This window comes from Leucobacter fengyongliangi, assembly GCF_050971685.1.
Lineage (GTDB): Bacteria > Actinomycetota > Actinomycetes > Actinomycetales > Microbacteriaceae > Leucobacter.
In genome coordinates this window covers 118,941-138,925 of record NZ_JBPCEU010000008.1, presented here as the reverse complement: position 1 = coordinate 138,925, position 19,985 = coordinate 118,941, and the positions used below count along the sequence as shown (strand labels likewise).

The following is a 19,985-nucleotide window of genomic DNA, read 5'->3' as shown; positions in this document are numbered from 1 at the left end:
CTGATCCACCTCTGACTCACGCATTCCTACTCTCCGAGCTATCTGGTGCCTCTGAGAAATGCGCAAGTTCGGAGGCGCAGCGCGGATTCCGTCAGAGTTTGTGCTTATCTCCGAGCTTCAGGGAGCGCTGGGTAATGCGCGGTGTGAGGGGTCAGTCAGCGAGCAGGCGCTCGAGGAAGTCTACGGTGTCTTCCCACCCGGTGACCGCGTGGCAGGCGACACCGAGCGCCTTCACCGGGTAGTCGTTGCCATCGGGGTCGAGCCGGTCGCCGACGAAGAGCATGTCGTCGAGCGAGATACCCGTGAGTTCGGCCAGCTTCTTCATGCCGTAGGCCTTATCGATACCCCGGCGAGTGATGTCGACCGAGGTGGATCCGCCGCTGCGCACCTCGAGCTCCGGCAGCCGGGCGGCGACCGCCGCGCGCAACGCGTTCTTCTTCGTGCCGTCGGGATCCCACGCCTGCTTCACGTCGACGGGCGCGCGCTGGCCAAGCGCGGAGAAGGTGACCTGAGAGCCGCGATCCTCGAGGATCTCGCCCCAGGTGTTCTCCTCCCAAACGCCCAGCCGCTCGGCCTCCTCGCGCAGCGCGGCAAGTGCGGAGGCACTCTCTGCGGCGCTGAGGTTCTCTTGATACATGGTGCGCCAAGATCCACCCTCGCGGCGTTCGTAGCGCGTGCCGCAGGTGGGCAGCAGGTGCAGGCGCTCGAGGGCGGCCTCATCGATGCCCTCGAAATCTTCGAGTCGCGAAACCAGTTGCGCTTCGAACTGCTCGAAGTTGCCGCCCGAGATGACCGCGACGGTGGTGCGCTCGAGCAGGCGCGCAAACACGGCCAGCATGCGCGGGTCGGCGGGTGACTTTGACGGGGCGAGGGTGTCGTCGAGATCGAAGGCAATGAGGCGGGGGAGTGAGGTCATGCTCGCGTTTCTCTCAGTGGATCGGGCCACCCTCAACCGTACAGAAAAGCTGTGGGCCGTGCTGGCCAGGATCCCTTGCTCAGAGCGGTCGAGAACTCTGCGTTCGCATGATTTCGAGCAGCGTTGGGTAATTCGCGCCGGGAACCGCTGCGTAATAGTGCGGCTGGAGGTGGTCCCCACGTGCTGGCTGCGCAGCCCCGTCGCGAAACCCGAGATACGTGCCACCGGCCTGGCGCACGATGAACCCGGCCGCCGCCACATCCCACGGACTCGTCTCGAATGAGACGGTGGCGTCGAGCCACCCGGCGGCAATCCAGCACAGGGTGATGCACGTGCTGCCGAGCATGCGCACCTGGGCAAACTCGCGAGTCACTCGCGCGAACTGCTCAAGGGCGAGGTCGGGCAAGTGCGTCAGATCGCGGGGCAATGGGAAATTCATCGCGACGGTCGCCTGCGCGGGCTCGGACGCGCCACGGCTGTGGATGGGCCGGGAGTTGCCCCGCCCATCCGCCAGAAACGCCCCGCGATCATCAGCCCAGAACAGGTGGTCGGCGACGGGGTCAAATACGACCCCAGCCACGACCTCCCCGTCTCGGGCGATGCCGATGCTCACGGCCCACATGGCGACGCCGCGAGCGAAATTGGAGGTGCCATCGATCGGGTCGATAAACCAGGTCAGGCTGCCGGTGCCCACGGTACTGCCGCCCTCCTCGCCGACGATGGAGGAATCGGGATACGCCGCGAGGATTTCGCCGCTGATGTGTTTCTCGCAGGTGCGGTCAAGCTGCGTGACCACGTCGTGAATGCTCTGCTTTGCCGAAACGTCGAGGCCGGGGTCTCGAAACCCTGCCATCGCGATCTGCCCGGCCTCGCGAGCGATGCGGATCGCGAATTCGGTTATCTCATGCACCCTGTTCACCCCAGCAGCGTAGCCGAGCCCGGCGTCAAATTTTCGAACGGAGTCACCGGGTAGACTCGATCCTTGGTGCGTTGTGCGCCGAGTGCCCGGTTCGGGCTGTGAGGAGACTGGATTCGATGACTGTAAAGGTGGCTGTCGCGGGTGTCGGCAACTGTGTGAGTTCTCTCGTGCAGGGAGTTGAGTATTATCGGGGCGCAGCCGACGATGCACAGGTTCCGGGTTTGATGCATGTGCGGCTCGGCGGGCATCACGTCTCCGACCTCGAGTTTGTCGCGGCCTTCGAGGTCGACGCGACCAAGGTCGGCACCGATCTCAGTGAGGCGATCTGGGCGGGCCACAACAACACCATTAAGTTTTCCGATGTGCCGCACCTCGGGCTCGAGGTGCTCCGAGGCCCCACCCTCGACGGCCTCGGTGAGTATTACCGCGATGTCGTCGAGGAATCGCCCGCGCAGCCCGTCGACGTAGTGCAGGTGCTGCGTGACTCTGGGGCCGATGTGCTCGCCTGCTACCTACCGGTCGGCAGCGAGGAAGCGGCGAAGTTCTACGCGCAGGCCGCGCTCGACGCGGGCGTGGCGTTCGTGAACGCGATCCCGGTATTCATCGCGAGCGACCCCGTGTGGGCAGAGAAGTTCGTGGCAGCCGGGGTGCCCATCATCGGCGACGACATCAAGAGTCAGGTCGGTGCGACCATTACGCATCGTGTGCTCGCGCACCTGATGGAGAGCCGCGGCATCGCGCTTGACCACACGTACCAGCTCAACGTGGGCGGAAACATGGACTTCAAGAACATGCTGGAGCGCAGCCGTCTCGCCTCGAAGAAGATCTCGAAGACGCAGGCCGTGACCTCGAATATCTCGGCCAATCTGGCGCCCGAAGACGTGCACGTGGGCCCGAGCGACCACGTGCCGTGGCTGGAGGATCGCAAGTTCGCCTTCGTGCGGCTCGAGGGGCGCGGCTTCGGTGACGTGCCGATGAGCCTGGAGTACAAGCTTGAGGTGTGGGATTCACCCAATTCGGCCGGCACGATGATCGACGCGATCCGCTGCGCGAAGGTCGCGAAGGATCGTGGCCACGCGGGCCCCGTTGAGGCGGCCTCGGCCTACTTCATGAAGTCGCCGCCCGTGCAGAAGCCCGACCACATCGCGCGCGAAGAGCTTGAGGCGTTTCTCGCGGGCGAGTAGCTTGAGGCGCTTCTCACGGGCGAGTAGCTCGGCAGGGTTCTGATTTGCAGCCGACACCGCACCGAGATGTCGCCGCCCATGTAGGTGGGCGCTAGTGGCCGCTTCCTCGCGCGCAAGCAGCCACTAGCGCCCTACCTTGGAGGGGAGCGGTGCGAAGTGGGAGTGCGGAGAGGTAGCGCGAAGGGTTGTGCGGAGCGGAGGCCGCGGAGGGTGCTGCGGCTCGTGGAAGCGCTGGCCCTGAACGCGAAAAACTCCCGGAAACCGCAAGGCTTCCGGGAGTTTTTTGGTCGGGATGACAGGATTTGAACCTGCGACCCCGTCGTCCCGAACGACGTGCGCTACCAAGCTGCGCCACATCCCGATTGCGCCTGAGCGCATCGACCACTCTATCGCGACAGAGGGGGATGGCCAAAACCGACGCTGCGCAGCGCATTCGAATCCTCGGCACTGCGGGATCCGCTACCTCAGTGCGGGGTACGCGCCCGGGGCGAGGCGATCGCCCAGCACCGGGAACTCGGCCCGCACACGGTCCACGAGGCCGGGGTCGAGATCCACCATCAACACCTCCTCGTCGGTGGGCGAGCACTCGGCGACCACGGTTCCCCACGGGTCGACCACGCGGCTGCACCCGCCGAGCTCAACCTCGCCCTGCGTGCCACAGGCGTTCACGGCGATCACCCACACCTGATGCTCGACCGCGCGGGCCTGAGTGAGCAGCCGCCAGTGCTCGCGACGGGCAGCGGGCCACGCCGCGGGCACCGCGACGGCCTCGGCGCCCCGAGCCCCGAGTTCGAGCCAGAGGCCAGGAAAGCGCAGGTCGTAGCAGGTGGTGCTCGCGAGCGGCCCGAGCGGGCTTGGCGAGACCGCGAGCGCGTCGCCGGGGGTCAGCAGCTCGGCCTCCAGCGACTGGTAGCCAAACACGTGAATCTTGCGGTACGTGTGCGCGATCTCTCCGCTCGAGTCGATGAGTACCGCGGTGTTGTGCAGAGCGCCGGTCTCGCCGCGCTCCACGAAGCTGCCCAGGTGGATCCAGGCCCCCAGGTCTTTGGCAACTCGCCGGATCATGGAGACGGTCGCCCCGTCAAGCTTTTCGGCCAGTTCGTCGTAGTGTGTGAAGGCGAAGTAGCCCGCACTCCAGAGCTCGGGCAAGACGAACAGCTCAACCCCAGAGTCGCCGTGCTCGCGCAGGAGCGCCTCGACTCGATCGATACGCGCTGCCTGCGACTCGCCGTCGGGGCTCGCGATCTGTACCAGGGCGACCCGTGTCATGCGCGTGCGCTGCTCGTCGGTGGATCTGCGGAATCGCCCTGGGCCTCGGCCGAGTCGGCCGCGCCGCGAAGGAGGTTCAGCGAATCGTGCGCGATGGTTCCCTCGCGGTGTGCGCGCATCAGCGACTCGACCTCTGCGGCCGACGCACCCGCTGAGATGCGGTCGAGCAGGTGCTCGTGTTCGTCGCTCAAACGCTGGGTCACCGTGCCGCGGTACCCCACCACGGAGGCGCGCACCGCGGCGACGCGCGAACGACCACGGTCAAGCTGATCGCGCAGATGGTGATTCGGGCAGGGCGCGCGTAGGATGCTGTGGAACTCGAGGCTGCCCTCGTTGTAGCCGTGGAAATCGCCAGCGCGATACGCGTCGTTCATGCGGGCGTTCACGGCGCGGGCCCGATCGAGATCTTCGGTGGTGAGCCTGCTCACCGACATTCCGACGGCGAGCCCCTCGAGTACGGCCTCCACCTGCATGATCTCGCGGTATTCGTCGATGCCGAGATCGCGCACACGCACGCCGCGGTGGAAGAGGAACTCGATGAGGCCCTCAGATTCCAGGCGTCTGAGCGCCTCGCGCGTGGGGATCAGGCTGACGCCGGTCTCCTCCGCCAGGATGCCAATGTTCAGCGATTCTCCGGCGGCAAAGGTGCCGTCGACGATCCGCTCCATCACGTAGTCATAGACGTGCTGGGTCTTGTTGCCCTTTTTTGGTTGGGTCTCTGCGGCCACAGTGCTCACCGTCCGCCGGAAACGTCGACGTGTCGCGTGATGAATGCAGAAATGTCTGCAACCTCTTCCAGGCTGATGCCGTGAGCGATGCCCGGGTAGAGGCGAGCGTCGAGCTCGGTGTGCGCCGGGAGCCATTCTGAGGTGAACGCAACTCGCTCGGCGCTGATGATCGGATCGGCTGCATCGCGACCCCAGAAGAGCGGAGGGCGTATCTCGGCCAAGTGTGCGTCACCGGAGAAGGTGCCGGGAATAACAAACCCCGAGCAGTTCACGCCGCACGCAAAGCGCTCGGGCTGTAGCCGGAGCATCGAGGTGACCATCGCCCCGCCCTGCGAGAAGCCCATCAGCACCTGTGTGCCAAGCCCCCCGTCGACCTGTGCGTCAAGCTCGTCAAGCCACTGCAGCATCGCGAGCGCGGCAGCGTGTGGATCGGAGCCCACGAAGTCGGTCGGAGAAGTCTGTGGCACGGGCAGCCCATCGGCGCCGAAGGGGATCTGGAACCAGGCAAAGCCGTTCACGACGGGCGGGGGAGCTGTCAGCGGGGCCCGCGGTGAGGCGCAAACGAAGGCCCCTGGGAGCTTGGGGGCGAGTTCGATCAGGTCACCCTCAAACGAGCCGTACCCGTGCATCATCACTAGCAGTGGTCGGTCGGCGAGCGCGGCTACCGCGTCATCCCGGGAGGCTGAGACGCCCCCAACCGACCACCGCACGAGGTCATCGTTGATCCACACACCACTCATGCGTCTTAGCCTAGTCTTTGACGGATATATTTCGCGAGGGTGCTCCGGGCGCGGTCGGTGTGAGTGCTGTGGGGCAAGCTACCCGAAGCGGCCGCTGACGTAATCTTCGGTCGACTGCTCGGAGGGGGTCGAGAAGATCGTCCGGGTGTCGGCGTACTCAATGAGCTTGCCGGGCTTGCCCGTGCCCGCGATGTTGAAGAAGGCGGTGCGATCGGAGACGCGCGATGCCTGCTGCATGTTGTGCGTCACGATGACGATGGTGAACTCGCTCTTGAGTTCGTCGATGAGATCTTCGATGGCGAGGGTCGAGATCGGGTCGAGAGCCGAGCACGGCTCGTCCATCAGCAAGACCTCAGGCTGCACGGCGATGGCACGCGCGATGCACAGGCGCTGTTGCTGGCCGCCTGAGAGCCCGGAGCCCGGCTTGTCGAGGCGATCCTTCACCTCATTCCAGAGGTTTGCGCCGGTGAGGGAGCGTTCGAGCAGCTCTTCGGCGTCGCTCTTCGACATGCGGGTGTTGTTCAGACGCACGCCAGCCAACACGTTCTCGCTGATGGACATCGTGGGGAAGGGGTTTGGTCGCTGAAACACCATGCCGACCTGGCGACGCACCATTACGGGATCGACACCGGGGGCGTACAGGTCTTCACCATCGAGCAGCACTTCGCCATCTACACGTGCGCCCGGAATCACTTCGTGCATGCGGTTGAGCGTGCGCAACATCGTTGACTTTCCACACCCCGACGGGCCGATGAATGCAGTGACACTGCGCGGTTCGATGCTCATTGAGACACCCTCGACTGCAAGGAAGTTCCCGTAGTAGACGTTGAGGTCATTAACCTCGATGCGCTTCGACATATGGTTTCTTTCTTTTTGTAGAGGATCGGTGCTGGTGGTGCACGCCGGAACCGTGAGCTAGTGCGCTCGCACTACCGTCCAGTCTTGGGCGAGAAATACTTTGCGATGAGTCGTGCCAAGAGGTTGAGTAGCATCACGATCAGAATGAGTACAAGCGCGGCCGCCCATGCGCGATCGAGGAACGCAAACGCCGGATTGCCCTGGTTTGCAAACTGCGTGTAGACGAAGACTGGCAGCGACTGCATGCGGTCCTGAAAGAGGTTGTAGTTCATGCCCGCGGTAAAGCCCGCGGTGATGAGGAGCGGTGCAGTCTCACCGATGACGCGCGCGATGGAGAGCATGATGCCCGTGGTGATGCCGGCGATTGCAGTCGGCAGAACGACTTTGATGATGGTGAGCCATTTGGGAACCCCCAGTGCGTAGGAAGCCTCACGCAGTTCGTTCGGCACCAGACGCAGCATCTCCTCACTCGAGCGCACCACAACCGGGATCATCAGGACCGAGAGCGCGATCGCGCCAATAATGCCCATGCGCACACCCGGCCCGAAGATCAAGACGAACAGTGCATAGGCGAAGAGGCCCGCGACGATGGATGGGATGCCCGTCATGACGTCGACGAGGAACGTGATGGTCTTTGCGAAGCGACCCCGGCCATATTCCACCAGGTAGATCGAAGTGAAGAGGCCGAGAGGCACCGAGATGACCGTCGCCGCGAGGGTGATGAGCAGCGTGCCGATCATGGCGTGGAGAGCGCCGCCTCCCTCGCCGGTGACATTGCGCATGGAGGAGGTGAAGAACTCCAGATCCATGCGCGCCATGCCATTCCCGATGACGGTAACTGCGACCGACACCAGGGGCACCATGGCGAGGATAAACGCGGAGGTCACGAGGCCAGTGACAAATCGGTTGGTGGCCTGTCTGCGACCTTCCACCGCCGCGGTAATTCCGGTCGAAGCCACGAGGTACACGGCGGCCCCCACAACGGCCGCACCGACGAGATTAAATTCGGATCCCGCGGCCGACCCTAGAAGGGCAAACAGTGCTGCTGAAGCCGCGAGACTTGCGGCAAGAATGAGCCAGATGGCGCTGCGCGGTAGCCTGTTACCCGCAAGGCTTGAACCGGCGGGTTGTGTGCGAACGTCGATACTGCTCATAGGTTAGTTCGCTCCCGAGAATTCGGCCCGGCGGTTCACGGCCCACCGGGCGACCGCGTTGACCAGAAACGTAACGATGAAGAGGATGAGGCCGGTGCCAATAAGCACATTGACGTTCTCGCCGTAGGCTTCCGGGAAGCTGAGCGCGATGTTTGCCGCGATCGTGGATGGGTTCTCGGAAGTCAGCAGCTTGATGGTTACGAGCCCGGTAGCGGACAGCACCATGGCGACCGCCATGGTTTCGCCCAGCGCTCGTCCGAGGCCGAGCATGGCCGCCGACACGATGCCGGAGCGACCGAAGGGCAGAACCGCCATCTTGATCATTTCCCAGCGGGTCGCCCCGAGCGCGAGAGCGGCTTCCTCGTGCAGCACGGGCGTCTGCAAGAACACCTCTCGGCACATGGCGGTAATGATCGGCAGAATCATCACCGCAAGCACGACCGCCGCGGTCAGGATCGTGCGCCCAGTGCCTGAGACCGGACCCGCGAAGAGCGGGATCCACCCGAGATTGTCAACCAGCCAGGTGTAGATCGGCTGCACGGCCGGAGCGAGCACACCGATTCCCCACAGGCCGAAGACGACGCTGGGGACAGCTGCGAGCAGATCGACGATGTAACCGAGGGTTTGCGCGAGCTTGCGGGGTGCGTAGTGAGAGATGAACAGTGCGATGCCGATGGAAATTGGCATCGCGATGAGCAGCGCAAGAATTGCAGCCCAGACGGTGCCGAAAACGAGCGGCCAAACGTAGGCCCAGAAATTTGACGGCAGAATCGAGGCCGACTCGCTCGTGGCAAAGAATGCGGGAATGCTCTGGCCAATGAGGAAGATCGCAACCGCAGCGAGGGTTACGAGGATCATTCCCCCGGCAAAGAGCGCTGTTCTGGAGAAGACGACATCTCCGATGCGTGCCTTCGCCTTCAGCGTCGGGGCGGTCGTGGTCATCTTGCGATTCCTTCGTTCGGTTGAGGCACAGAACATGGCCGATGCGCTTCCGGGCCGAAGTGTGAGACTCCGGTCCGGAAGCGCATCTTTGGAGACTAGCTGATCAGGTCGATCGCGGCGACAACCTTCTCGCGCAACACGTCGGTGATGGGGGCGTTGCCCGCTGATTCCTGCGACACCAACTGGCCCTCTTCGCTCGCCATGTAGTTCAGGTAGCCCTTCACCAATTCGACGTTTGCCGGGTCAGCGTAGGTCTCGCACGCAATTGCGTAGCTTACGAGCACGATTGGGTAGACACCCGAAGCGTCGGTTGCTCGGTCGAGCACGATGGCGAGGTCGCCTGCGCCTCGTTCTTCGGTCTCGCTCGCGAGAGGCGATGCGTCAACGATCGAGGCAGCAGCCTCAGGCGAATACGGCACGAACTCTTCGCCGACCTTCACCGCGACGGTTCCGAGGCCCTCGGCGCGCGATGCGTCCGCGTAGCCGATGGTGCCCACGCCGTTGGTGACGGTGTCAACAACGCCAGAGGTGCCCTGTGCTGCCTCGCCGCCCAGGGCGGTTGGCCAGTCACCCGAGACCTCGTCGGTCCAGACATCGCCTGCAGCCGCCGAGAGGTACTCAACGAAGTTTTCAGTGGTGCCCGACTCGTCAGAACGGTGCACAGGGTTGATCGCGAGGTCCGGAAGCTCGACGCCCTCGTTCAGCGCGGCAATCGCGGGATCATTCCACTTGCTGATGTCACCGCGGAAGACCTTGGCGATGGTCGCTGCGTCCATGTTCAGGGACTCGACACCGTCGAGGTTGAAGATCACAGCGATCGGGGAGACGTAGATCGGGAGCTCGATGATGCCGGAGTCGGCAGCGCATGCCTCGAAGGGGCCCGCGGTGATCTCGTCAACCTTGAACGCACGGTCGGAACCGGCGAAGTTGCTGCCGCCCTGCTGGAAGGTCTCGCGGCCAGCACCCGAGCCGGCAGGATCGTAGTTGACGGTGACGTCAGGGTTTTCCGTCTGGAAGCCAGCGATCCAGGCCTCCTGTGCGGCGCCCATTGAGGAAGCGCCGACACCGACGAGTGAGCCGGAGAGCGACGAGGCTGCGCCATCGGTCGTCTCTGTGGTGCCACCCTCGTTGGAAGCGCAGGAGGTGAGTGCGAGGAGAGCAATCCCGCCGATGGTGATGGCTTTGATTGAAGCTGAAGTCTTCACTGCGTGTCGTTTCCATTTCTGATTGCTGTGATGATGTGCACAGTAGGCGATGGCCCACGTGCTTCACGCTACGTCCCGGATGTGGCCAGTCTTCCTCCGGCGGGTGAACGGAAGGTGAACACGCGTGAACGAATGGGGTGTCGACGCCCTCGCGTAGAATCGCACCATGAGGAAACCGTCGCTGCCAGTGCACAGAACCCCGTTTACCGCAGCAATAGCCTTGACGCTCATCCTCGGTTCCGCAGGTTGTGCGGTCGAGTCGGAGCCCACCCCGACCCCGACCCCAGCGGCCGCCGCTGCGCCGACCCCGGAGCCAGTGCCTGAGCCGCAGCCGGGGGTCGGGCCCGAGTGCCCGACACTGCACTGTGTCTCGGTGGCGGTGACGGGCGACCTCCTGTTCCACCAGGGGCTCTGGACCCCGTACGCGATCCCGACAAATGAACTGGGGCAGAACTTCAACTTCGTTCCGCTTCTCGAGGGCCAGCGCGCGTATCTTGACCGCGCCGATCTTGCCATCTGCCAGATGGAGACCCCGCTTGCTCCAGTGGGCGGTCCGTACTTTGGGTATCCGGCGTTCAGCACGCCACCGGAGCTTGCGGCTGCTGCGAAAGACATTGGCTACGACGTCTGCACGACGGCTTCCAACCACACGGTTGACATGGGTACCGAGGGCCTGATCCGCACCCTTGACGGGCTCGACGCCGCGGGCATCGCGCACACCGGCTCGTATCGCGCCGAAGGTGAGCGCGACGTGCCGCTGATCGTCGAGGCGAACGGCGTGAAGATAGCGATTATTACGTCGACGTTCTCGCTGAACGGTCTCTCCGCAGAATACGACTGGCAGGTTGACTACGGTGGGCCCGAGCTGGGTCTGGATCCGGAGCGAAGCATCGCGAAGGCGCAGGCCGCGCGTGAAGCTGGTGCCGACCTGGTGATCGGCGTGCAGCACGCGGGCACCGAGTACTCCACGGTGCCCGACGTGCAGCAGGTAGGAAATGCTCACCAACTGGTCGACAGCGGCCTCTTCGACTTTGTGTACAACCATCACACCCATTCGGTGCAACCCATGGAGGTCTATAACGGGCGGTGGATCGCCTACGGCCTGGGGAACACGATTAGCGAGTCGGCGCCACCGAGCGAACGCGTGAACAACGAGTTCCTGATGGTGCGCATTCAGTTCGCCCAGCAGGTCGACGGCACCTGGACTACGAATGACGTGTCGTGGAACGCCGCCACGAACACGCAAAACGGGGTCTACAAGTGGTGCTCGGTGGCATCCGATGCGCCGCAGGGAATCTGCCAGTGGCCAGAGTTTGATGCCGATGTGCGCGAGCGTACTCGGGCCACGGTCAACGCGATGGGTGCCGCCGAACTCGGCGCTCGAGAGTGGTTGCTTTCCGATGAGGTACGCCCGGATGCTGCCGGATAGGGAGGACCGAGTAATCCGGGGAGTCGAACGGGTAAGAAACTTGAAGCTTCATTAGAAAACTCGCACTCGCCGGAGTAGCCTGGATGAAGGCGGCGCCGCCCGAAGGCGCTTACCGGTGCCGACGGCACTGCTCCGAAATGGAGGAAGACCATGAAGGCTGTTCGTTTCACTGCGTGGAAGACATTTCCCTCGATCGAAGACGTGGATCGCCCCACTCCCGGTCCCGGGGAGGTGCTGCTGAAGATCGCTGGGGCTGGAGCATGCCACTCGGACGTGGCCATCTTCGAGCAGTTTGACGAGAGCATGGGGACCCAGCTGGCTCCGAGCTATACCCTCGGGCACGAGAACGCCGGCTGGGTGGAAGAGGTCGGCGCGGGCGTGACTGGATTCACCAAGGGCGATGCGTACCTGGTGTACGGGCCGATCGGCTGCGGCGCGTGCCCCGCCTGCTCGCGCGGCCAAGACACTTACTGCTTCAACGCGGCAACCCAGCCCTACCTCGCCACCGGTCTCGGCCGCGACGGGGGTATGGCCGAGTATATGACGGTGCCGGCGCGAAACCTCGTGCCACTCGGCGACGCCGATCCCGTCGACGCTGCACCGCTGGCTGACGCAGGTCTTACCCCCTACCACGCCATCAAACTGGCGCTCCCAAAGCTCGCTGGCGGGGGCAGAACCGCCCTCGTGATCGGACTGGGTGGCCTCGGTCAGACGGCAGTGCAGATCCTGAAGGCCATCACTGGCGCCACCATCATCGCGACCGATATGAAGCCTGAGGCGATGGCCGAGGCCGAGGTCAACGGTGCCATCGCGGTGGCCGGCGGCGACGATCAGGTTGCGAAGATCCGGGAGCTCACTGGCGGCCAGGGCGTCGACGCGGTGTTTGACTTTGTGGGCATCACCCCCACCATTCAGCTCGCCCAACAGGTCGTGCGACGCCAGGGCCGCATCACCGTGGTGGGCGTCGCGGGCGGTCCCACCAGCTGGGATTTCTATACGAATCCCTACGAGGCAGAACTCACGAACACCTACTGGGGCACTATCGAGGAGCTCTACGAGGTCGCCGCGCTCTACCGCGCCGGCCAGATCAAGCCCAGCGTCAAGCGCTACGCCATGGCCGACGCGCTGCAGGCGTACCACGACCTGCACGATGGCAAGCTGTCAGGCCGCGCGGTGGTCATGCCGCACGCGTGATCCAGTGCAGTGGATCCCCGCTCCGCGCTCTCGCTGAGGGCAGGGTGGGGATCCACCCCTGTGTGTAGGTCGATGCGAACCGGACAGCCGCACGTCGTCTCGGCTCAGAGCTTGATCGGGTACATCTCGACGCCGAGGATTCCTGCGCCCGGGTAGCGCCGCGACAGATGAAAGACCGAGAACCCGGCGGTGGGTAGTGCAGTGGCCTCACGGAGATACTCGCCAGGCAGACTGCCGGTGGCGAGAGCGAGTTCTCGTGCGGCATCGGGAAGCACAGGTCGATGCGTGCAAATCACCGTGTTCTTGCCCTTGCGCACGACCTTGCCAATCGTGCGACGCAATTCATTACTCTCACCCGCGTCCCAGGCATCCTGACTGAGTCCTTCGTGCACGCGCACCGTCTTGTGGAGGTGATGGGCGAGCGGTGCCACCGTGCGCATGCAGCGTTCAGCGTTTGACGAGTAAATGCGAGACACTCCAAAGGCTTCCAGGGTGGGAACGAGGAGTTCCGCCTGATCCTCACCGAAATCGGAGAGCGGACGCAAACGATCCTCGGGGAATACGGCGCTGCGAGACTCGGCCTTTGCGTGCCGGAGCAGTATCACCGAAAATGTGTCGATCGCGTCGCGTTCGACCAGATTCGCGAACACGTCGAAAATCTCCTGGTCGGCGGAATAGCTGAGGCGCTTGCGCGCTTGCGCGACCGGCACCCACTCGAGCGCCTCGATTTCGGCATTGGGAATAAACCGTGACACCTGCACCGCAGGCTCGGTAACCTCGGCGGCCCAGTACTGCACGGTCTTTTTCCCGCCGGTGGGGAGGGTGTAGTGGATCGTACCGAGGTTCACGCCGAGGGTCACCCCGAGGCCGGTCTCCTCGAGGGTTTCGCGCACCGCAGCCTGCGGCATGCTTTCACCCGGGTCGAGTTTCCCCTTGGGGAAGGAGACGTCTTTTTGCTTCGTGCGATGCACGAGCAACACCATGATCTGATCGGAGACTCGCCGCCAGCACACGGTTCCTGCCGCGAGAATCTCGGTCTCTGCCGCAGCGGTCATCGGCTGCCCCGCGACCTCGCCTCGGTGCGGTCAACCATCACCAGGTCTTGCAGATCGGGAAGCGCCTCCCCGTTCTCGCCGACCGAGTGACGCTGCCACGTGCCGTCAGGGAGCATGCGCCAGGAGGAGACATCCTCGCTGAATGCGAAGTCGAAGAACCGTGAGATGCGCGCCAGGTGCTCGCGTTCGGTGATGCGCACCAATACCTCGATACGACGGTCGAGGTTGCGGTGCATGAGGTCAGCGCTGCCGATGAACACCTCGCGCGCGCCGTCGTTCTCGAACGCGTAAATGCGGGAGTGCTCGAGGTACCGACCGAGCACCGAACGCACCCGAATGTTGTCAGACAGGCCCGGCACTCCGGCGCGGATCGAGCAGATGCCGCGTACCCACACCTCAATCGGCACGCCCGCCTGGCTGGCATGGTACAGCGCGTCGATGATCTGTTCATCGACCATACTGTTGGCCTTGAACTGGATGCCGCAGGGGCGCCCGGCACGCGCGTGCTCGGCCTCGCGCTCGATGCGCTCGAGCAGGCCCCCACGCAGACCCTCCGGAGCGACCAGCAGTCGATCGTAGCTCGTTTCGATGGCGTACCCAGAGAGCACGTTGAACAGCTTGGTTACATCGCGACCAACTTCGGGCGACGCGGTGAAGAGCCCGAAATCCTCGTACATCCGGCTGGTCTTCGGGTTGTAGTTTCCGGTACCGATGTGACAGTAGTGCGTGAGCTTGCCCTGCTCTTCGCGGATCACGTGCACGAGCTTGCAGTGCGTCTTAAAGCCGACCATGCCGTACACCACGTGTACGCCCGCCTGCTCGAGCTTTCGGGCCCAGGTGATGTTCGCCTCCTCGTCAAAGCGCGCCTTGATCTCGACGAGAGCAAGTACCTGCTTGCCGGCCTCGGCCGCCTTGATGAGCGCCGCGACGATCGGGCTGTCGCCGGAGGTGCGGTACAGCGTCTGTTTGATGGCCAGCACGTCGGGATCGACCGCTGCCTGCTCGACGAACGCCTGCACGCTGGTCGCGAACGATTCGTAGGGATGATGCACCAGCACCTCGCGGCGCGCAATCGCGCGGAAGATGTCGGGCGTATCGCTTGGCGTGTTCGGGCGGAAGCTGGGATGCGTCACGGGAATGTGCGGTTTGAACTTCAGATCTGGCCGTTCGAGTCTGGTCAGCGCAAACAGGCCGCTGAGGTCAAGGGGCGCGGGCAGCGTGTAGACCTGTTCCTGGTCGATGTCGAACTCGGTCACGAGCAGATCGAGCGTCGCCTGGTCCATGTCATCTGAAATTTCGAGGCGGATCGGCGGCCCGAAACGCCGCCTGAGCAGCTCCTTCTCGAGTGCCTGGATGAGGTTCTCGGTCTCGTCCTCCTCGATCTCGACATCCTCGTTGCGGGTGACGCGGAAGACGTGATGATCGATAACCTCCATGCCGGGAAACAGGCCTCCGAGCTGGTTCGCAATGAGCTCTTCCAGCGCGATGAACCGCACGCTGTCGGCCGATTCGCGCTGATCCACCCGCACGTAGCGGGGAATCATTTGCGGCACCTTCAGCCTCGCGAATTCGATCTTGTCGCTGCGGGGGTTGCGCACTCGGATCGACACGTTCAGCGCGCGCCCAGAGATGTACGGGAACGGGTGGGACGGGTCGACCGCGAGAGGCATGAGCACCGGGTAGATGTGCTGCTCGTAGTAGTGGGTAAGGATCTCGCGGTCTGCCGCGTCGAGCGTGCCCCACTTCACGAAGCGCACCCCTGCCGCCTCAAGGTCTGGCTTCACCTGATCAGCCCAGCACCTGGCGTGTCGCTGCTGCAGCTCGTACGCGGTGCGATTGATCACCGCGAGCACATCGCCAGGAGCCCGACCCACATTGGTAGGCAGAGCCAGGCCGGTGAGGATGCGGCGCTTCAGCCCGGCGACGCGAACCATGAAGAATTCGTCGAGGTTTGACGCGAAGATCGCAAGGAAGTTCGCTCGCTCAAGCACGGGCACCGCGGGGTCTTCGGCGAGCTCGAGCACCCGCTGGTTGAACGCCAACCAGCTCATCTCGCGATCGATGTAGCGGTCGGCAGGCAGGTCTTCTCCGCCGGGTGGGAAAGGCGCGTCTAATGCCGTTACGGGAACGATCGCAGCGAGGCGTGCCGAATCAGGAGTGTCACTCATGACCCCATTGTGTCAAATGCCACCGTTGTGCGCGCAGACAGGCCGTGCGTTTACCCATTGTTTCGGAGCCACTGCGTGCTCACGGTGTCGACCGTGAACCCCGCTCGGGTGTACAGCGCCAGGGCGTGCTCGTTCGAGCCGTCGACGTAGAGGGTGATGCGGGTGGGGTGGTGCTCGCTCATGCGCCTGAGTGTCTCCCCGAGGAGCGCGGCCCCCAGCCCACGTCCGGCATAGACGGGGTCGACCCCCAAGACGTAGAGCTCGGCCTCAACGAGTTCGCCCTGGCGCACGGTCTTGATCCAGGTGTATCCGGCGAGCGACCCGTTCGACTCGTCTCTGGCGAGAATGAGATCTTCGGGATCGAACCAGTGTTCCGCGCGAAGTGCTGCGAAATCGGCGTCGGTGACCCCGCCTTGCTCGGGGTGGTCGGCAAAAGCCGCGGCGTTGACGCGCACCCACGATTCGGCGTGCTCGTGACTCGCCGGGTTGAAGGGCTCGATGCCAAAACCCGCGGGCATCGCACGGGACTCGGTGATGGCCGCGGCAAGCCGTGCCGGGTCGAGGGCCAGCCGATACAGTGTGCGCACCGGTGCAAAGCCCGCGCCGCGCAGGAGAGCGCTTGCCGCCGGATTCTCGCCGTGCGCCCAGGCGCGCAGGGGCGTAGGCGTCTCGCGATCCGCCTCGGCGAGGAGGTGTGCGAGCGCCGCACTTCCCACTCCCGCGCCGCGGGCATCGGGACGCACCACGAGATCGAGTTCGCCCTCGCCGCACACGCCCACGGCGACGGGGCTACGGCTCCCTGTCGTGTGATCGCGCGTAGCTTCACCGTCATCGAATGCGATCAGGGTGCGCGTGCCGCGGCTCGCCGCGAGCAAGGCCTGGTCGGAGAAGGGGGCGGTGCCGTCTGTGCGCTCAGCTTCGGCCACCAGTGCACGCACCGACTCCATCGAGCGCCGATCACTCGGGTCGATGAGCCTGGAGGTGAGAGTCACGAGGGTTCCGGCTCGTCTCGGTCACGCTCGCGCGCAAACCCGTACCCGACTCCACGGACGGTGCTGATGAGGCCCTCGTGCTCGCCGAGCTTTGCCCGCAGGCGCCGCACGTGCACGTCAACCGTGCGGGTGCCCCCAAAGTAATCGGTGCCCCACACCTCACTGAGCAATTGCTCGCGGGTGAACACTCGGCCAGGGTGGCCAGCGAGATAGTGCAGGAGCTCGAACTCCTTGTAGGTCAGATCGAGAGTGCGCTTGTGTACGCGCGCCGTGAAGTTGCGCTCGTCGATGACGATGCCCGCGATGCTGATCGCCGTCAGTGAGGCCGATTCGCCGCTGTCTCCCGCATCTCGGCGCACCTGGCCGAGGCGCAGGCGGAGGTCGATTTCTGCGGGGCTCGCGGCAGGGAGCAACACGTCGCTGATGCCCCAGTCTGGTGTGACCGCAGGGAGCGCGGATTCAGTGATGAGAAGAAGGCGGGGCGTCGGACAGTCGCCGAGAAGCTCGAGGCAGACCGCTCGTGCCCGGCGCGGGTCGCGCGTGGCATCCACCAGTATGAGGTCGAACCGGGCCGCCGCGCTCGCTGGCAGGCGAACTGTGAGTGGCGACGTGCGGAGCTCGTGCGGCAGGAGATCAAGGCTGGGAAGTGCGGCACCCGGGTCACCATCCGTGAGGCAGAGCAGCTGCAACGATCGCGCCCCCTCCGCCGCGCGGAATGCGCGTGCTCCGCTGTCTATATTACTGGGGTGCCGGGGTGCCCTGTGTGCGAAGATGTCAGGGTGACCCAGCAGACCATCCCCGACAAGCATCCGTGGCATCTTCCGCGGCTCATCGCGGCATGGGTTGTGGCCGCTGTGTTTGGCATTCTCGTGACCGTGTGGGTGCCCGGTGAGGCCCGGTTTCAGTGGCTCGCGCTCGCGGTCGGTGTCAGTACTCTGGTGACCTTCGCACTGCAACTTGGCACCGCGCAGCGTATCGGGTTCATCACCCGTACCTCTTTTAGCGTTGCTGGCTCGGTGCTGATCATCGCGCTGATCGACGGAATTGGGGTGCTGGTCGGCGCCTGACGGGCGCTGCTAGACTTGCCTCATGCTTGCACTCGAACTGTTCTTCACTGGGTTGCTTCTTCTTGCCACGCTTGCGATCGCGTGGGTCTCGGGAACAGTTATTTATCGGCTCTTTAAGGGCCAGCGCTAAGCGTTTCGCTCGTTCGTGCCTGACCCGTTTCTGAATCTCCCCGGCGCAGTCGCCGACGAAGCTTTTGGGGTGCCACTGCACTTTGGTTCGCCACTGAGCGAGCAGCGTGCGCTCGCCGAGGGCGACGCGATCGTGAGTCTTTCCCATCGCGGTGTGATTGCGGTGAGCGGGCCAGATCGCTTGAATTGGCTCGACTCGATGACGAGCCAGCGGTTGCTCGGGCTGTCGGTCGGTGATTCAGCCGAGACGCTGCTGCTTGACCCCAATGGGCGCATCGAGCACGCGATCCGCATCACCGATGACGGGGAACGGGCCTGGTTGCTCGTCGACGAAGGCGAAGCCGAATCGCTCACCGCGTTTCTGCTGCGCATGCGGTTCGCACTGCGCGTCGAGGTTACCGACGTTTCAGACTCGTTTACCGCGGTCTTCGCTTGCGGCGGCGGCACGGCTCTTCCCGCGCTAGTAAGTCTGGGGCTCGCGGTGGCCGAGTGGCGCGATCCCTGGGGCGAGGCACAGCCGGGCGGGGCACAGTATGCGCGAGGTGAGCACGCCGGCACCGGTTGGGTCGCGTCGCAGCTCGTTTTCTCGCGGGCGGATCTGCCGAAGGTTGCGGGGCTCGTTGCCTCGGGCGTGGCGCGGGCCGCGGGCCTCGGGGCCCTCGACGCACTCGAAGTGCGAGCGTGGCGCCCGAGCGTTCACGGCGAGGTTGACGATCGCGCGATCCCGCACGAATTTGACTGGCTACGCACCGCGGTTCACTTGAACAAAGGATGCTATCGCGGGCAGGAGACGGTAGCGAAGGTGCACAATTTGGGGCACCCCCCGCGCAGGCTTGCCATGCTGCACCTCGACGGATCTGGGGGTGAGTTGCCGGAAGCAAGCGCCCTTGTGTACCTCGCAGGCGAATCTGGATCCGCCGATGCAAGGCCCGTAGGTCGCATTACGCGCGCGGCCCTGCACTACGAATGGGGTGGCATCGCGCTGGCCCTCTTGAAGCGTTCGGTCGCCGAAGACGCGCCGCTTGAGGTGCGCACGGCGAGTGGCGAGATCATCGCAGTGACACAAGAAACGATCGTGCCCGCAGACGCAGGACGCACGCGGGACGTGCCCCGTCTCAAGCGGCTGTAGTCTTGAGCCATGACGAACACGTTGATTTTGTTGCGCCATGGCCAGAGCGAGTGGAACGAGAAGAACCTCTTCACCGGGTGGGTCGACGTGCGCCTGACCGAGAAGGGGCGCACCGAGGCCGGTCGTGCTGGTGAACTCATCGCCGACTCCGGGCTCGCGCCAGACGTGCTCTACACGTCGCTGCTGAGTCGGGCCATTCAGACGGCCAACTTGGCGCTCGATTCCGCCGATCGATTGTGGATCCCGGTGCGTCGCTCGTGGCGGCTGAATGAGCGGCACTACGGCGCGTTGCAGGGGCTCGACAAGGCTGAGACGCTCGCCAAGTACGGCGAGGAGCAGTTCATGCAGTGGCGTCGCTCGTTTGACACCCCGCCGCCCGCGCTTGATGACGCGAGCGAGTGGTCGCAGGCGAACGACCCCAGGTATGCGGGCATCGACGGGCAGCGGCCGCAGACCGAGTGTCTGAAAGATGTCATCGATCGCCTGATTCCCTACTGGGAGGGGGAGATCCTTCCCGACCTGAACGCGGGCCAGACGGTGTTGGTCACCGCGCACGGCAATTCGCTGCGCGCGCTCGTGAAGCACCTCGACGGCATCAGCGATGCCGACATCGCGTCGCTGAACATCCCGACCGGTATGCCGCTGGTGTACGAGATCAATGCCGACGGCACGCCCGCTGGCCCGGGCCGCTACCTCGACCCCGAGGCTGCGGCGGCAGGCGCGGCGGCGGTCGCTGCGCAGGGCAAGCACTAGATCTCGCCGACCCCCGGCTGGATCATCAGTCGCCTGCGATTCCGCTAGACTATTGAGGCCCCCCACGTGGCGGTACCTCGGTGAACTCCCCCAGGGCAGAAATGCAGCAAGGGTAGCCGGGCTCTACCGGGTACGTGGGGGGTCTTGCATGCCC

Annotated in this window: 19 protein-coding genes, 1 tRNA gene and 1 other RNA gene; 7 read left to right on the top strand and 14 right to left on the bottom strand. The window is 64.4% G+C overall.

Translation table 11 applies throughout. From position 1 onward, the window contains the following. Positions 1-151 precede the first annotated feature (151 nt). Both ACR0R4_RS07805 and ACR0R4_RS07800 read right to left on the bottom strand, forming a co-directional pair. Positions 152-916, bottom strand: a complete 765-nt coding sequence (locus tag ACR0R4_RS07805; RefSeq protein WP_433646775.1) for an HAD-IIB family hydrolase — start codon at positions 914-916, stop codon at positions 152-154. A gap of 79 nt (positions 917-995) precedes the next feature. Next, a complete protein-coding gene (locus tag ACR0R4_RS07800; protein ID WP_433646774.1) occupies positions 996-1,835 on the bottom strand; it encodes an inositol monophosphatase family protein in 840 nt (279 codons plus the stop codon). A 116-nt stretch (positions 1,836-1,951) separates the two neighbouring features. On the opposite strand from ACR0R4_RS07800, the gene ACR0R4_RS07795 reads away from it, so the two are divergent. Next, entirely contained in the window at positions 1,952-3,019 is a 1,068-nt protein-coding gene (locus tag ACR0R4_RS07795) for an inositol-3-phosphate synthase (protein WP_433646772.1), read from the top strand. Between the two features lie 284 nt (positions 3,020-3,303). Here the strand turns inward: ACR0R4_RS07795 and ACR0R4_RS07790 are convergent. The 8 genes from ACR0R4_RS07790 to ACR0R4_RS07755 all read right to left on the bottom strand — a co-directional run bounded on the left by ACR0R4_RS07790 (position 3,304) and on the right by ACR0R4_RS07755 (position 9,915). Continuing rightward, positions 3,304-3,380 (bottom strand) — tRNA-Pro (locus ACR0R4_RS07790). Positions 3,381-3,478: 98 nt separating this feature from the next. Next, positions 3,479-4,288: a nitrilase-related carbon-nitrogen hydrolase gene (locus tag ACR0R4_RS07785; RefSeq protein ID WP_433646771.1), complete on the bottom strand. Its 810-nt coding sequence runs from the start codon at positions 4,286-4,288 to the stop codon at positions 3,479-3,481. Then, entirely contained in the window at positions 4,285-5,016 is a 732-nt protein-coding gene (locus ACR0R4_RS07780) for a GntR family transcriptional regulator (protein ID WP_433646770.1), read from the bottom strand. Before ACR0R4_RS07780 ends, ACR0R4_RS07785 begins: the two co-directional genes overlap by 4 nt. Before the next feature lie 5 nt (positions 5,017-5,021). Further along, a complete protein-coding gene (locus ACR0R4_RS07775) occupies positions 5,022-5,756 on the bottom strand; it encodes an alpha/beta hydrolase (protein WP_433646769.1) in 735 nt (244 codons plus the stop codon). Positions 5,757-5,834: 78 nt separating this feature from the next. Next, positions 5,835-6,614, bottom strand: coding sequence for a phosphate ABC transporter ATP-binding protein PstB (gene pstB, locus ACR0R4_RS07770; RefSeq protein ID WP_433646768.1), 780 nt, complete (start codon positions 6,612-6,614; stop codon positions 5,835-5,837). 71 nt (positions 6,615-6,685) lie between these two features. Then, positions 6,686-7,768 carry a phosphate ABC transporter permease PstA gene (pstA, locus tag ACR0R4_RS07765; RefSeq protein ID WP_433646767.1) on the bottom strand — a complete coding sequence of 361 codons (1,083 nt, stop codon included), beginning with the start codon at positions 7,766-7,768 and terminating at the stop codon, positions 6,686-6,688. A gap of 3 nt (positions 7,769-7,771) precedes the next feature. Continuing rightward, entirely contained in the window at positions 7,772-8,710 is a 939-nt protein-coding gene (pstC, locus tag ACR0R4_RS07760; protein WP_433646766.1) for a phosphate ABC transporter permease subunit PstC, read from the bottom strand. Between the two features lie 95 nt (positions 8,711-8,805). Continuing rightward, positions 8,806-9,915 carry a phosphate ABC transporter substrate-binding protein PstS gene (locus ACR0R4_RS07755; RefSeq protein WP_433646765.1) on the bottom strand — a complete coding sequence of 370 codons (1,110 nt, stop codon included), beginning with the start codon at positions 9,913-9,915 and terminating at the stop codon, positions 8,806-8,808. Positions 9,916-10,081: 166 nt separating this feature from the next. Here ACR0R4_RS07755 and ACR0R4_RS07750 point away from each other — a divergent pair, with 166 nt between their 5' ends. Both ACR0R4_RS07750 and ACR0R4_RS07745 read left to right on the top strand, forming a co-directional pair. After that, entirely contained in the window at positions 10,082-11,344 is a 1,263-nt protein-coding gene (locus ACR0R4_RS07750) for a CapA family protein (protein WP_433646764.1), read from the top strand. Positions 11,345-11,494: 150 nt separating this feature from the next. After that, positions 11,495-12,538: an NAD(P)-dependent alcohol dehydrogenase gene (locus ACR0R4_RS07745; RefSeq protein WP_433646763.1), complete on the top strand. Its 1,044-nt coding sequence runs from the start codon at positions 11,495-11,497 to the stop codon at positions 12,536-12,538. Between the two features lie 104 nt (positions 12,539-12,642). Here ACR0R4_RS07745 and ACR0R4_RS07740 read toward each other — a convergent pair whose 3' ends face one another. The 4 genes from ACR0R4_RS07740 to ACR0R4_RS07725 are packed head-to-tail and all read right to left on the bottom strand — an operon-like array spanning position 12,643 to position 17,442. Next, complete coding sequence (locus ACR0R4_RS07740) at positions 12,643-13,593, bottom strand: NUDIX hydrolase (RefSeq protein WP_433646762.1); 951 nt, start codon at positions 13,591-13,593, stop codon at positions 12,643-12,645. Then, on the bottom strand, positions 13,590-15,761 hold the full coding sequence (locus ACR0R4_RS07735; protein ID WP_433646761.1) for an RNA degradosome polyphosphate kinase: 2,172 nt from the start codon (positions 15,759-15,761) through the stop codon (positions 13,590-13,592). The genes ACR0R4_RS07740 and ACR0R4_RS07735 overlap by 4 nt, the downstream gene beginning before the upstream one ends. A gap of 50 nt (positions 15,762-15,811) precedes the next feature. After that, positions 15,812-16,753, bottom strand: coding sequence for a mycothiol synthase (gene mshD / locus ACR0R4_RS07730; protein ID WP_433646760.1), 942 nt, complete (start codon positions 16,751-16,753; stop codon positions 15,812-15,814). Further along, positions 16,750-17,442: a winged helix-turn-helix transcriptional regulator gene (locus ACR0R4_RS07725; RefSeq protein ID WP_433646759.1), complete on the bottom strand. Its 693-nt coding sequence runs from the start codon at positions 17,440-17,442 to the stop codon at positions 16,750-16,752. Before ACR0R4_RS07725 ends, mshD begins: the two co-directional genes overlap by 4 nt. A 90-nt stretch (positions 17,443-17,532) precedes the next feature. Here ACR0R4_RS07725 and ACR0R4_RS07720 point away from each other — a divergent pair, with 90 nt between their 5' ends. From ACR0R4_RS07720 to ffs, 4 genes are all read left to right on the top strand, one after another. Then, positions 17,533-17,820, top strand: coding sequence for a hypothetical protein (locus ACR0R4_RS07720; RefSeq protein ID WP_433646758.1), 288 nt, complete (start codon positions 17,533-17,535; stop codon positions 17,818-17,820). A gap of 145 nt (positions 17,821-17,965) precedes the next feature. Then, entirely contained in the window at positions 17,966-19,078 is a 1,113-nt protein-coding gene (gene ygfZ, locus ACR0R4_RS07715; protein ID WP_433646757.1) for a CAF17-like 4Fe-4S cluster assembly/insertion protein YgfZ, read from the top strand. Positions 19,079-19,087: 9 nt separating this feature from the next. Continuing rightward, entirely contained in the window at positions 19,088-19,831 is a 744-nt protein-coding gene (locus ACR0R4_RS07710; protein WP_433646756.1) for a phosphoglyceromutase, read from the top strand. Positions 19,832-19,884: 53 nt separating this feature from the next. Continuing rightward, positions 19,885-19,981, top strand: an RNA gene (ffs, locus tag ACR0R4_RS07705) — signal recognition particle sRNA small type. Positions 19,982-19,985 lie beyond the last annotated feature (4 nt).